Source organism: Chryseobacterium sp. Bi04 (genome assembly GCF_918698085.1).
Classification (GTDB): Bacteria; Bacteroidota; Bacteroidia; order Flavobacteriales; family Weeksellaceae; genus Chryseobacterium.
Genome location: NZ_CAKKLP010000012.1, coordinates 102,209 through 116,190, shown reverse-complemented (window position 1 = coordinate 116,190; position 13,982 = coordinate 102,209). Strand labels below are relative to the sequence as shown.

The window sequence follows — 13,982 nt, the reverse complement described above, 5'->3', positions numbered from 1 at the left end:
CATTCATTATTTATTAGACACAATATGAAAATTATTATATCAATTATACTGTCATTCTGCTCAGGGCTGAGCTTTTCACAGACCATACTGTATCAGGCAGAGAGTACATCCCGTACAGTTCAGGATCCACAGACAGTGGTTCTGGCACAGGGATTTTATGCTAAATCTGATGTATCCAATCCTTTTATAGCTAAGATTGGACCTGCAACAGAAAATCCGGGAGGAGGTCCTGTAGATTCAGGAGCTGGGGCAACCAACCCATCAGGAACTACTGCTCCGGAAGAAAAAAAATTCCATGATACCAAAGGGAATATTGAAGTTAATGGGACAGGGCAGTTACAATTTACTTTACCTATAGCACTTCCTCCTGGAGTGAAAAGTGTGGCCCCGCAAATTAATCTTGTATATAATAGCGGCTCTGGAAATGGAATTGCAGGCTATGGATGGAATCTTTCAGGAATAACAGCAATTTCAAGAATTGGCAAGACTATTGAAAAAGATGGAGAAGTAAAGGGGATCCAGCTAGACTACTCTGATTATTATAGCTTTAACGGCCAGCGATTAATTCTTAAATCTGGAGAATATGGAAAAGATGGAGCCGAATATGGTACTGAAAAATATTCCAATATTAAAATAAAGTCTGTTGGAGCTGTTACTGGACAAGCGTGGCAGGGACCAGAATATTGGGAAGTTACCTTTGAAGATGGATCACAAGCCTGGTATGGAGCGGCGGTTTCAGGGAATAATCAGGCAAGGACTCCTATTGAATATAATATTGTAAAATGGAAAGATGCTCAAAGCAATTATATTACTTACAATTATTCACAGGTAGCTTCTACCAATGTTGCTATTATTTCATCCATAGAATGGGGAGGAAATGAAGCATTGGGAAAAACTCACTTTAATAAAATTGAATTCACTTATATAGATAGAAATATAAAAGAACAATCCTATGTATTGGGGTTGGTGTATACCCAAGGTAAACTTTTATCAGAAATTAAAGTCAGTTCCAATGGAAGCCAGTTTAAAAAGTATGCAGTAGAATATATTAATAATGGAACAAGCTATCAGTTTGCTAATAAAATAATAGAATATAATGCCAGTAATCAGACTGCTAATCCTGTTACAATAGAATACGAATCTTATCAGGCAGGTAATGAAGAAACGATTAAAGAAAACAATATTGCAACCAATAATACAAAAAAGTATGGCGATTTTGATATGGATGGCATTACTGATTATCTTGAATTCATACCTAATGCCGGTAGCTCTCCATCTGGTCCGGTAGGAGCTATACACTTTATAAACTCGGTTTACAAAGACTCTCCTGTTATACCATTGCAATATGAACTCTCAAGATTTACTGCGGAAGAATTTGCAAAGGCTACAGCTGTAACCTTTAAAAAAGATGGTTATATGAAAAACAAGGTAGGAATAGTAATACCGCATAAAGTTGCGACTTCAGATCCTCAGAAACCAAACTATGAATTACTAATATATTCTGCGGATATTTCTGACTTTAAATTTAAACTGGAATATTCAAAAGTAATTCCTTTTGCCCTATATAATCCGGGCGGTGAGTTGGGTGATGATACTGCATGCATTGCATCCTCACCACTCAATGTAAACTATTTAGAAAGTTATGACTATGATGGAGATGGTATCTCAGAACTGATGATAGGGTTTAGTAAAAGAAATAGATGTACGAGCGCACCATATCCTAATATATCCAATCCTGGTTATTCTGATACAACAGAGCTTATTGATTCTCAATTACCCCTCCTACAACCTCGGATCAATTCCTCGAATGTAGAGTATGGAGATGATATTCTTGCAAATCTGGAATTAGAAAACTCCCAGAATAGAATTATACCACCTGATGGCAGTACAATAGATTATTTTACATATTATTCATCATATTTAATCGATATTGATGAAAATACGGATGTCAGTAGCAGCATTTATACATATGATGGAGGAGTAAATATTAATAATTCATTGGATAATAACAGAAATAACCGTTTTGCCGATTTGAATGGGGATGGCATACAGGATATTATTCAGATTAAACCAGACGGAACGATCACTAATGTTTACAATTTCCGTAAGCAAACTGCAGGAAGTTATGTAAAAGTAAGTATTGGAATCTTTCCAGGACAAAAGCTCGAAGGTATTTCCTCCTCAGCATTATATGGAGATTTTAATGGTGATAACAAGGTTGATGTCCTGGTTCCCCAAGCCAATAAATCATATAATTGGAATTTATATATTTCAGATGGTAAAAAGTTTAATCAGTCTTTTATCAATAACTTTATTTATTATAGTTCAGGAGGTGAAGTATTGATGGAAAATAGCCATCATATATTGGAAGCAGGAGGAGGCTGTTCATTTTCGGATAGCAGATATTTTCAATATAATGTTGCAGACCTGGATGCAGATGGAAAATCAGATATTGTCGTTAGCTATATATTTATGTCTAATCATGAATGGAATTCTCACCATGATCAGGAAAAAACAGTTCTGCGTACTTTTGTGTATTCAGTTAATAAAACAACAACAGACAATACTGCAAATTTTGCTAAGGCATTTTATTCAAGTGCAGGTGGAGATAGTGCTTTTTTACAAAACAATCCGATCCAAACAAACGGAGATTTAAATTTTTATAGGGTAAGGGATTGGAGAAGAGAATATGCTCAAAAAGTTATTCCTTTCGGAACTCTGAGTCTAAACCGAACTAACCAGCAAATTATATCTATAGGAAAACCCGATGATTGTTCGGGGGTAATTGGTTGTACTTACAATTATGTTACTCAGTATGGGTATCCGTATATTCCTTCTTTAGCAAGAGCTAAGTTTATTAAACAAGGCGACGTTACAACAGAAGTTTCCTATCAGGAGCTTAACCCTAAAGCTGATGAGAATTTTTACAAACCAATTAAAAAAGAATTATTTCCGTATTTTGAATTGGAACAAATTCCTTTATCAGCAGCTGTATCAAGACTTAAACAAAACATTCCTGATAAAACACTAATTCAGGACTTCAGGTATAGAGGCTTTTTAAGCCATCTTACAGGAAAAGGCATGATTGGTTTTCGTCAAAGTACCCGCTCGTCCTGGTATGCAGATGGATTTGAAAATGCCAAAATCTGGTCAGGAGTAGAGATAGACCCTCTTTTTGACGGGGTCCCTGTAAAAGAATGGTCAATTAGAACCAATGATGAAAGCAAAATATTTCCTGCAGATATTTCTGAGAACAATACTCAACTTTTAAGCTTTAAATCTATTCTATATGAAAATTTTAAATTATTAAATGGTCAGCCCATTACTGTTTCTGATACTGATAAACCGAAGATTGTAACAGCTACTGTTCCGAAAAATACCACAGCAAAAGATTTCCTTAGTGGTACAATAACGAACGGCTCTATTATCTACGGAGATTATTATCTTCCGAAACAAAGCATCACTAATATTAATAATGGTTATGCAGTAACCACTTCTGATTTTGAATACATTCATAATCTATCAGGAAGTGGGGCAGATTATTATATAGGTCGCCCAAAAACCAAAACAGAAACGCAGCAAGCTTATGGTGATACAAAATCAGGTAAAGAGGAATATACGTATGAAAACAATCTGCTAAAGACATTAAAAACATGGAACAGGGATAATACAGGCTATCTACTGGAAACATATAGCTACGATAGTTTTGGGAATATAATTCAAAAAGTAATTAATAACAGTGCAGACCCACAAACGCAAACTACTAAAGCAGAGTTTGATTCAAAAGGCAGGTTTGTACTGAAGAAAACAGACAATCTGGGATTGGAGACCAATATTGAATACAACGATTGGGGGCAGATAAAAAATCAGACCGATGCATTAGGAAATACGCTTGTTAACATATACGATGGTTGGGGTAAATTATTAACCTCTAAAACCAATCTGGGTGGGACGACAACCTATCAGTATAACAGAGATGACAGTTCAAATATAACAATTACCCAATATGACCCGGATGGAGATATCTCCATGAAATATACCAATAAATTGGGTCAGGAATATAAAGTTTCCACCAAAGCTTTCGGACAGGGGAAATTTGTTTCCCAGGAAACACAGTATGATCTTTTGGGGAGAAAGCTCAAAGAATCTGAACCTTATTTTGAAGGACAGTCTGCCAGCCAGTGGAATACAATTGCTTATAATGATAATTTTTTTCCTGCCAAAGTAACCACTACTTCATTTAATGGTAAGCAGATGGAAACCACAATTTCCGGAAATACTACTACTGTTAAAGAAATAAACCCTGCTGATTATGGAAGAACCAATTCCAAAACCACAGATGCATTAGGAAACATAGTTTCTACCACTGATAAAGGGGGAACTATTCAATTCTCCTATAACGCTGCAGGGGAACAGATACAGGCAAAATATGCAGAAAATGCTGTAACAACAAAGTATGATTCTTGGGGCAGGAAATCAGAATTCAACGATCCTTCCAATGGAATATATAAATATGAATATGACGGATTTGGTCAGCCAAAGAAGATTATCAGTCCGAAAGGAACGAAAGAATATACCTATAATAATTTTGGACAGCTCATTTCTCAAAAAGAGGTTTCTACTACCGATGGTGGACAGGCAACCAATAAGACTATTTCTTTTACTTATGATAATAAAGGAAGAGTTGTTGCCAAATCAGGAACTTCCAAAGGGCAAGCATATAGTAATAATGCCTCCTATGACCCACAAGGGAGATTATTATCATCATCTGAAAATAGCAATGGAAAATATTTTATTCAGAAAGGAATTACTTATGATGATAAAGCAAGGATAATATCCTATGAGAAACAGCTGTATTCTTCCGGTACTTTAACCAAAGTACAAATAGAAAATGTGTACAGTGCCTGGAATGGTCAACTCTATCAGGTAAAAGATAAAACCTCAGGTAAAATTCTCTGGGAGCTGAAAGAGACCAATGCAAAAGATCAGGTAGTAAAGGCTAAACTAGGTGTTGCAGATATTAATAATACTTATGATGCCAGTGGTTTCCTCACCAGTGTTAATCACTCTTCACAGGTAAAACCAGGTATCCTGCAAGTCACTTATTCTTTTGATGCAATTAAGAATGAATTAAAAAGCAGAACAACAGGAGGTGATTTCAATATTGTAGAATCTTTTGATTATGATGATAATAACCGCTTAGTCAACTGGACAAATCCTGTAACAGGAATAAAACCGTCAACCAACAGAAACGTTTATGACGTTAAAGGAAGAATTACTCAAAACGATCAGGTTGGAACGATTAAGTTTGAAAATTCTGCCAAGGTCTACCAGCCAACTGGTATGACTCTGAATGAGGCAGGAACACAAAATTATAATAACGATTTAATCCAAAGTATTGTTTATAATGAGAATAACGATCCTGTATTCATCGATGGTGAAAAAGGAGATGTTGCCTTCCAGTATGGCTTGACAAGTATGAGACAAAGAGTTACCTATGGAGGTAACTTCAGTACAGATGGAGAAGGTAGATTAACTAAATATTATAGTGAAGATGGAAGCTATGAAATCGTAAAAGACAATACAACCGGAAAAGAAAAGCATATCCTATACATTGGAGGAACGCCATATGAATCAAATATTGTATTTTTAAAGGACTTTACGGAGAGCAGTGGTTCTTACAAATTTTTACATAAAGACTATATTGGAAGTATCTTAGCAATCAGCGATGAAGCAGGAAATAAGCTGGAACAGAGACATTTTGATGCTTGGGGTAATTTCACCCATCTTCAAATTAAGAATGGTGCTGTAATTACTAATGCTCTTGCCATTGAAGAAACCATTCAAAAATACGGATTACTGCTAGACAGGGGGTACACTTCTCATGAACACTTCTTAGAAGTAAGTATCATCCACATGAACGGAAGGCTGTATGATCCATTGTTAAGAAGATTTTTAAATGCTGATGAGAATATACAGGACTCTTACAATACCCAGAATTATAATAAATATGGGTATGTCTTGAACAATCCACTGATGTTTAATGATCCAAGTGGTGAGTTTATTCTGGAATCTGCATTCTTATCAGCTGTAATTATCGGAGCTATGGTAGCATCCTTTAGTTATACAGTTATGGTTTCTATTACCGGTCAGGATTGGAATTTAGGATCATTTCTGAAGTCAACATTATTTGGTGCTGCCTCGGCAGCTGTGACATATGGGATAGGAAGTATATTTTTCACTTCGGCAGGTACTGCTACCCAAATTGCAACCGAGCTGGGGAAACTGGGAACTATTTTTGTACAGGGAACCGCACATGCTTTAGCACAAGGTGTATTATCCCTGGTACAAGGAGATGGCTTTGGAAGTGCTTTCGCTTCAGGATTTTTAGGAAGCATAGGGGCTTCTTCATTTGGTGCAGTTGCCGGGAAATTTGCCAATAGTGCAGTAGGAACTATTACTTCCGGTGTTGTTTTAGGAGGTGTAGGCTCTGAACTTACTGGTGGGAACTTCTGGAAAGGTGCTTTAATTGGAGGTTTTGTCGCAGGATTTAGTCATGTCATGAATAGAATTGATCCCCAATTAGATTATGCAGATGCTGATACTAGCTCTGAAGGAGCAAGTAATGATGCACACGGAGATAAATTGAATTGGTTTAATGAAAAAGATGGAGGTCTTTATATAGTTGCCCAAAATGATAATAATGTACCAGAAGGGACGGTTAGGATTTATGCACATGGAAATGCAAAAGGTATACAAGGCGCGGATAGATATTGGATAGATACACCAGAAAAATTTGATCGAGTTTTAATGGAACGAAGCCCAGCATGGAGAAATTATAGAGAAAATGGAGGTACTATAAAAATAGAATTAATGTCTTGTAACACCGGTGGAAAAAGTAATGGTATTGCAAGTAGAATTTCGAAGTCTTTTATGTTTTCTACAGTTATGGCACCGAATAATTATTATGTTGCTGCAAGAAATGGGTCATGGAGCGGAGTTGCAGGTCAATATAATTTAATTAAACCAGGAAGATGGAATTATTTTGTCAATGGGCAAAATATAAGAGGGATATATGATAAATACTTTTATAAAAAATGAGAAAAATAATAATCTATTCAGCACTTTTAATTTTCATAATTAGTTGTAGTAATAAGAATGAAAAAAATATTACAGAAAATACAGATTCTAAATTAATGACTAAACCCGATACAGTGAAAATCATAATAGATACAGCTTCAGTATTCAATAGGCTTCAAATAGAAGAGTATCAAAAAAATGTTATTAATAAAGGAGATCCTGATTCGTTTGTTAAGCTTATTATTCATTATGGCAATCTTTCTGATTATAAAGAATTATATAAATATGCCCTTATTATGGCAAACGAATATAATAGTGGAGACGGATATAATATGGTTTTTGAATCTATAATTGCAATGAATAACAATAATGAGTATTATGATATTACAGATTTAGCAAAAATTAATGAAAAGGCAAGGTCTGAAGCTTTAAAATATTTGGAAAAGGGAGCTAATTTAAATGATATTAATTGTATGTCTAAACTTCAAGAGATTTATAGGAATGGAATTGGAGTTGAAAAAGATGTTAAGAAGGCAAATGAAATTAAGAAAAAAATGGAAAAAATGTAACTTTACATAGTAAACAATAAATGTAACTACACCCATTTTTGAAACAAAAGAAATGTATATTTCTTGCACACTAACTTTAATATTATCAAATTCCTACAGCATTAAGTGATAATTATCTACCAGATACAGTAAGGATTTAAGCTCATTCAAGTGGTAGCTTCATAGTGGGACTAAATGGTGAGCACATTTATACTGCCGAACAATTAGATCAGGTTTTAACTGGCCGTAGTAGAGCTTGGGAAAATTAAAAAAAATGGAGGAAAATTAATATTAGATATTAAAGCATGTAATACTGGTCAGATTCGCTACACGTATATCAAGTAGCCCCATTTTTAAAAATGGTCAAGGTGTATTTGGGCATACACTTTATTCCCCATATTATAATAAATTTTATTAAAGCAAAATAATATGAATTATAAATATACACTTGTTTGTCTATTACTGCTACTTGGATTAATTTATTGTACTTCAAGCAAGAAGCCAATAAACAAACAAGATTTAAGAAAAATAGAATTATTACTATCTAAACATAAAAAATATGCTTTTATAGATTTATACAGGAAAGAAATTCAACAAGAAGAAAAAAAATATCATATAAAAAAATGTGACTCCTTATTCGATTTATCTTCTACTGAGTTGGTCCAAGAAAATTGTTTATTTATGGATTTTTATTCAGAAGATCATTCCTCTTATATTGATCAAAATTATCAATCAATGATTAATAAATGGCTAAAAAAAGACTATCCTCCCAGCATACCTGCAGATAACCCAAATATCAAAATGACAATGACATTTAAAAAAGCATTAGATTTTTATGAAAGTGCTGATTTAGATAAATATATAGATTCTTTAAGAGTAGTCTGCCACAGGAAGTATAAAGAAAATAAATTAGAAAGTATAAACTGTATTGATTAGGTTTATTTTTTTTTCATCTCCAACAATATGCCTCAATATCCTTGCAAAATGTAGGAGGGGGGTGATCTCGGAATAAAAGTAAAAAATCTATATTTAAGGAATTCTATAAACAAGGAAGAATTTAATCTTACAGGAAATACTAAGAAGAAATGGGAATCATTTTTGTGTATAAATTACGAATCACTTAGCTCAGGTGTATTATCCCTGGTACAAGGAGATAGCTTTGGAAGTGCTTTTGCTTCAGGATTTTTAGGAAGCATAGGGGCTTCTTCATTTGGTGCAGTTGCCGGGAAATTTGCCAATAGTGCAGTTGGAACTATTGCTTCCGGTATTGTTTTAGGAGGTGTAGGCTCTGAACTTACAGGAGGAAATTTCTGGCAAGGTGCTTTAATTGGTGGAATCGTGGCCGGGTTTAATGATGTGATGCATACAATGGATGGTGGACCTGCTAATAATAAAATAAAAAAACGATCTTCTTCAAAAAAGATTGAGGGAGATAAAAATATTTGGTTTGGTGATGAAAATCCAAACTTGTTTAAACAAGCTGTAAATGATAATTATCTACCAGATAATACAGTCAAGATTTATGCTCATTCAAGTGGTAGCTTCATAGTAGGACCAAATGGTGAACATATCTATACTGCTGAACAATTGGATCAGGTCTTAACTGGTCGTAGTAGAGCTTGGGAAAATTTTAAAAAAAATGGAGGAAAATTAATATTAGATATTAAAGCGTGTAATGCTGGTCATGACAACAAAGGATTCGCTACACGTATATCCAGTAGCCCTATTTTTAAAAACGTTGTTATAATTGCACCTAGTGATTACTACATGTCAAACGGAATTAAAGCATGGGTAAATCGAGGTGGACAATATAATATCATATTGAATGGAAAATTAGTTAGGGGTAAATACAGTAATCATCCTATACCTTAAAAATTAAAATTATGAAAAACATATCTTTAAATAAGATCATAGTACTATTTTTATTTTCATTGCTAATATGCTGCTCAAAGGAAAAAAGAGCAAAAAAAATCTAAAAATGTTACAATAGAAAAATTCAAAAAAGAAATTTTAATAAATGGTAATATTAATGCATATAACAAATTAAGTATTTATTATCTGAAATCAACATTTCATAATGAACTTTTACCTTACTCAATTCTAATGGCAGATAAATATAATCACGGAGATGCCTGCCATGATATATTTGTGCAATTAATCGGTTCAAAACAGGCTCCAAAATCTCAAAAATATGACATTTCCATTTTTAATAAATTAAATGAAGGGGAAAAGCAGTATGTCCTATTTTATTTGAAAAAAGGAGCTAAATTAAAAAACATAAATTCTATAGTAGTTTTAAAAGAACTAGATTATTCCGACAATTAATACTCCGGATTGAGTGAGAATCTTTTTACTGGTGTTAAAGCTGGTCAAGTCAGAAACTGGGTCAGTTTTTATGGCAAGAATGCTGTTTGGTTTGGAGGTGCAAAAGTAGGAGTAGGAAATGAACTCATCTATAATGGAACTCATAAATAATATTGAATGATGGATGTACAGGAGAAAACAATAATGTTTTTTAAAAAATGTGGTGTTTATGATGATAAACTAAAGAACAAAACAATTATTAATGATGTAAATGAAGATTTTATGGATTTAGAATCGTTATTTGAATCTTTTTTTAAAGAATTTGACATTGAGAATAGTTATGCTTTTGATGTTACTAGATATTTTCATCAAATACCCTTTTTTAATAAAATTTTAATTGCATTTGGATTTAAAATTAAAGCAGAAAATAAACCATCAATAACAATAAGCCATATGATAAAGGTAGCGAAGCGAAAAGAATGGTTTGACCCGGAATAAAATTATTTCCTGTTTCCATGAGGTGACAAAGCTTGGAAGTACTTTTCATCAGGGTTTTTAGAAAACCTACGTAAAAGCTGTATTCCGGATAGATTCCTCTTTCCACTGTCAACTTCTTATTTATCTTTGTAAAAAATAGAAAAGCTATGAAGTATTTGTTTGTTATGGTTTGTTTTGTCTGCTCAATGCTGAGTCAGGCAGAGCAAAAACAAGATCCGTGGAAAGATAGCCAGCTGATGGACCCTGCATTGTTGGCTTCCAGAATTGTAAAGAATAAGACAAAGGATATCGTAATTATTTCTGTAGGTCCGGAAGCCATTATTAAAGGTTCTGTAGACATAGGTCCCACGCATGAACCTGAGAATCTGGAGAAATTGAGAAATTACCTTAAGGGCATTCCTAAAAACAAAGAAATTGTAATCTACTGTGGATGCTGTCCTTTTGTAAAATGTCCTAATATCCGTCCGGCATTTAATCTGCTGATGGAAATGGGCTTTAAAAATGCAAAGCTTCTGAACCTTCCGAAAAATATTAAAACAGATTGGTTAGATAAAGATTATCCTACAAATGATTAAGATGAAGATGTATTATACCGTATTATTTTGTGTCATTTTCTCTAGATTGATGATGGCTCAAAACCGCAATATTGAAATAGGCAAGAAAGCTCCGGAAATTACCCTGACTAAGGCAGACGGAAGTACATTTATCCTTTCTTCATTAAAAGGTAAAATGGTATTGATTGATTTTTGGGCAACCTGGTGTGCCCCCTGTGTAGAAGAACAGCCGGAACTGAAAACCCTGTATACTACCTACGCAGGTCAGGAGGATAGCAAGAAATTTGAAATTCTTGGCATTTCTTTAGATAAAAATAAAGAAAACTGGCAGAAAGCGATAGACCGGTTTGCTATTAACTGGATTCAGGTCAGTGATTTAAAGTTCTGGAAAAGCCCGGTAGCAAAATTGTATGAAGTAGATGAACTTCCTTTCAATGTCATCATAGATGGAGAGGGTATGATCATCGCTAAAAACCTTCATGGTAAAGATTTGGAAGACTTTTTAAAGAAAAATTTAAATTAGAATTAGTATAAAAACAGCGGTAATTGATTTACTGCTGTTTTTGTATAGATAAGGTGGAAAATACTTTCATCTATCTTTAAAAGCTGTTGATATACAGTTGAGAATACATTTTCTCAGAGCTTCCTACTTTAGTTCTATGAAAAAAAGCATCTTCCTCCGTTTTGCACTCTCCGTGATTTTGTTAATGCATTGCCTGATTTCTATTTTCAGTGGCGATGTCAATAATTTTGGGATTCATTATCTGGATGCCATAGGGTTCAGTCCTGTAGGGCTTTATGTTGCCTGGACTGTTAAACTGATCCATCTATTTTCAGTCCCTTTAATCTGGGTTGACCGGTATATTAAACCGGTGGCAATCTGCAATATCCTGATTTTTGTTTTTGGAATTTATTATGTTCACTGGCAGAACGGCTGGTTTGTTGTGGGGGGTGGCACCAATGGTGTTGAATTTAATTTCCTGTTGATTTTTTCCTTTCTCAATCTAATGTTCCCAGAAATCCGTTTTAAAAAGACATCGTGATTATTGTTTACCCAACCTATACAGCATAAAAAACAAGTCGTTTATAGATGAGTACCATACTTTGGTAGACTTTATATTTTTATATTTGACTGAACAATATTACTTTGTACATTTAAATTATTATAATTTTGAAACCTATCGGAAAATCTAAGCTCCGTATTCATTTGCTCTTTTGGATACTTTATTATATCCTGGAAGTTTATCTTGATTTTTATTGGTCAAAATATCAGTTCCCGGATTTCAAATGGCAAATAAGACTTCAGAATACTTTTATGCTGGAGCTGGGTTATCTTATGATTAAAATCCCGCTTGCCTATTCCTTGTTATATGTATATGAAAAGATGCATATCAAAAGCATTTTTAAATATACTCTTTATATTGCTATTGTGATAATAGCCGTGTTGGGACATCGGTTTTTCACCCATTATGTAATGTACCCTTATATCTATGGGCTTGAAGAAACACAGGACGGCAAAGAGCTTTCAGGATATATTAACGGACTGGTAGCCTTCAATTCTTTTATGGATCTTATTTTTATGGTTGGGCTGGTTTTTGGAGTGGAAATCACCAGACAGAAAAACGTGTTGAAAGACCAGATTTCCCAATTGAAATCCGAAAAACTGGATCAGGAGCTTACGATGCTGAAGGCGCAGATCAATCCGCACTTTCTTTTTAATACCCTCAATAATATTTATGGGATGGCTCTTAAAAAAGCGGATGAAACACCGGATGTTATCCTGCAGCTTTCTAAAATAATGAGATATAATATTTATGAGGCTGCGGAGAAAAATATCTCTATAAAAAAAGATATTGAAAACATCACAGATTTTATCCAGATCCAAAAAATAAGACATCGCCATCTTAGCATTCATTTTAATGAAAATATAGATAATCCGTCACAGGAAATATCTCCGCTTATACTGATCCAGTTTGTTGAAAATGCTTTTAAGCATGGGGTGTCCGAAAGCTTGGGAAAGGCTTTTATTCATATTGATATTCAATTGAAAAATAGAGTTCTTGTTTATTGTATCGAAAATTCAAAAGAAGACAGATCCCATGAACATTCTACCAAACTGGGACTGAAAAATATCCGCAGACAGCTGGAGTTGCTTTATCCTAAGCATATACTTTCTGTTGAAGATAAAACTGACCGATATATTGTACAATTAACCATCGATTTCAATGATACACTCCACCACTAAAAAATACAGCTGCATTATTGTAGAAGACGAGCCCATAGCGGCAGAAATTCTGGAAAATTTTGTTTCCCGGGATGAAGAGCTGAATCTTGTGGGGAAATGTGCCGATGCCGTTTATGCCAGTAATCTTTTGAGTATTCATAATGTGGATCTGATGTTTTTGGACCTTCATCTTCCTGTAGTAAAAGGTTTTGACTTTCTAAGAAAATTAAAGAATCCTCCTTTCGTCATTGTAACCACTGCTTATCATCAATACGCTGTGGAAGGGTATGAACTGGATATCGCAGATTATCTGATGAAGCCTATCCCTTATGACCGTTTCGTTACAGCCGTTGAAAAATTCAAGCATTTGATGCAGGCCGAAGATGCTTTGCTGGAAGTGGCTGAGCGTGATTATATTTTTATCAGCAGTGGAAAAAAACAGATTAAAATTATACTGCAGGATATCTTTTACATCGAAAGTTTAAGAGAATACATCAATATTCATACAAAGACAGAAACCTTCACTTTTAAAATGCCGATCAGTAAGATTGAAGAAAGCCTGAACCCAAAAATGTTTCTCCGCATCCATAAATCTTATATTATTTCCCTTTCAAAAGTGGAAATAAAATCTGCTAACATCATTCAGGTTAACGGAAAAAAGCTTCCGGTTGGAAGGACTTATAAACCACTCGCAGGATTTTAAAGGCCCTATTTATTTTTAGTAGACGTTAATGAGCTGTTGATATATAGATTTGATTATAATTTTCACTAATT

Annotated in this window: 12 protein-coding genes; all 12 read left to right on the top strand. The window is 34.2% G+C overall.

Annotation, left to right across the window (positions count from 1 at the left end; translation table 11 throughout):
• Positions 1-24: 24 nt before the first annotated feature.
• The 12 genes from LQV47_RS17435 to LQV47_RS17380 all read left to right on the top strand — a co-directional run bounded on the left by LQV47_RS17435 (position 25) and on the right by LQV47_RS17380 (position 13,911).
• Positions 25-7,101 carry an RHS repeat-associated core domain-containing protein gene (locus LQV47_RS17435; RefSeq protein ID WP_230039199.1) on the top strand — a complete coding sequence of 2,359 codons (7,077 nt, stop codon included), beginning with the start codon at positions 25-27 and terminating at the stop codon, positions 7,099-7,101.
• On the top strand, positions 7,098-7,649 hold the full coding sequence (locus LQV47_RS17430; protein ID WP_230039197.1) for a hypothetical protein: 552 nt from the start codon (positions 7,098-7,100) through the stop codon (positions 7,647-7,649). The genes LQV47_RS17435 and LQV47_RS17430 overlap by 4 nt, the downstream gene beginning before the upstream one ends.
• Before the next feature lie 408 nt (positions 7,650-8,057).
• On the top strand, positions 8,058-8,564 hold the full coding sequence (locus LQV47_RS17425) for a hypothetical protein (RefSeq protein ID WP_230039195.1): 507 nt from the start codon (positions 8,058-8,060) through the stop codon (positions 8,562-8,564).
• A 162-nt stretch (positions 8,565-8,726) separates the two neighbouring features.
• Complete coding sequence (locus LQV47_RS17420; protein WP_230039193.1) at positions 8,727-9,500, top strand: hypothetical protein; 774 nt, start codon at positions 8,727-8,729, stop codon at positions 9,498-9,500.
• Positions 9,501-9,731: 231 nt separating this feature from the next.
• On the top strand, positions 9,732-9,953 hold the full coding sequence (locus LQV47_RS17415) for a hypothetical protein (RefSeq protein WP_230039191.1): 222 nt from the start codon (positions 9,732-9,734) through the stop codon (positions 9,951-9,953).
• A 9-nt stretch (positions 9,954-9,962) separates the two neighbouring features.
• The gene (locus LQV47_RS17410; protein WP_230039189.1) at positions 9,963-10,103 is read left to right on the top strand and encodes a hypothetical protein; all 141 of its coding nucleotides are present in this window, start codon (positions 9,963-9,965) and stop codon (positions 10,101-10,103) included.
• Positions 10,104-10,109: 6 nt separating this feature from the next.
• The gene (locus LQV47_RS17405; RefSeq protein ID WP_230039187.1) at positions 10,110-10,430 is read left to right on the top strand and encodes a DUF1493 family protein; all 321 of its coding nucleotides are present in this window, start codon (positions 10,110-10,112) and stop codon (positions 10,428-10,430) included.
• Between the two features lie 146 nt (positions 10,431-10,576).
• Positions 10,577-11,005 carry a rhodanese-like domain-containing protein gene (locus LQV47_RS17400; protein WP_230039185.1) on the top strand — a complete coding sequence of 143 codons (429 nt, stop codon included), beginning with the start codon at positions 10,577-10,579 and terminating at the stop codon, positions 11,003-11,005.
• A 1-nt stretch (position 11,006) separates the two neighbouring features.
• The gene (locus LQV47_RS17395; protein WP_230039183.1) at positions 11,007-11,507 is read left to right on the top strand and encodes a TlpA disulfide reductase family protein; all 501 of its coding nucleotides are present in this window, start codon (positions 11,007-11,009) and stop codon (positions 11,505-11,507) included.
• A 136-nt stretch (positions 11,508-11,643) separates the two neighbouring features.
• The gene (locus LQV47_RS17390; RefSeq protein WP_230039181.1) at positions 11,644-12,027 is read left to right on the top strand and encodes a DoxX family protein; all 384 of its coding nucleotides are present in this window, start codon (positions 11,644-11,646) and stop codon (positions 12,025-12,027) included.
• Between the two features lie 128 nt (positions 12,028-12,155).
• The gene (locus LQV47_RS17385) at positions 12,156-13,229 is read left to right on the top strand and encodes a histidine kinase (protein ID WP_230039179.1); all 1,074 of its coding nucleotides are present in this window, start codon (positions 12,156-12,158) and stop codon (positions 13,227-13,229) included.
• Complete coding sequence (locus tag LQV47_RS17380) at positions 13,210-13,911, top strand: LytTR family DNA-binding domain-containing protein (RefSeq protein WP_230039177.1); 702 nt, start codon at positions 13,210-13,212, stop codon at positions 13,909-13,911. Before LQV47_RS17385 ends, LQV47_RS17380 begins: the two co-directional genes overlap by 20 nt.
• The last annotated feature ends 71 nt before the right edge of the window (positions 13,912-13,982 follow it).

Bases quoted from the DNA above. Each gene is read 5' to 3' on its own strand.
- LQV47_RS17435 (WP_230039199.1), top strand. From the start codon at position 25: ATGAAAATTATTATATCAATTATACTGTCATTCTGCTCAGGGCTGAGC.
- LQV47_RS17430 (WP_230039197.1), top strand. From the start codon at position 7,098: ATGAGAAAAATAATAATCTATTCAGCACTTTTAATTTTCATAATTAGT.
- LQV47_RS17425 (WP_230039195.1), top strand. From the start codon at position 8,058: ATGAATTATAAATATACACTTGTTTGTCTATTACTGCTACTTGGATTA.
- LQV47_RS17415 (WP_230039191.1), top strand. From the start codon at position 9,732: ATGGCAGATAAATATAATCACGGAGATGCCTGCCATGATATATTTGTG.
- LQV47_RS17405 (WP_230039187.1), top strand. From the start codon at position 10,110: ATGATGGATGTACAGGAGAAAACAATAATGTTTTTTAAAAAATGTGGT.
- LQV47_RS17400 (WP_230039185.1), top strand. From the start codon at position 10,577: ATGAAGTATTTGTTTGTTATGGTTTGTTTTGTCTGCTCAATGCTGAGT.
- LQV47_RS17395 (WP_230039183.1), top strand. From the start codon at position 11,007: ATGAAGATGTATTATACCGTATTATTTTGTGTCATTTTCTCTAGATTG.
- LQV47_RS17390 (WP_230039181.1), top strand. From the start codon at position 11,644: ATGAAAAAAAGCATCTTCCTCCGTTTTGCACTCTCCGTGATTTTGTTA.
- LQV47_RS17380 (WP_230039177.1), top strand. From the start codon at position 13,210: ATGATACACTCCACCACTAAAAAATACAGCTGCATTATTGTAGAAGAC.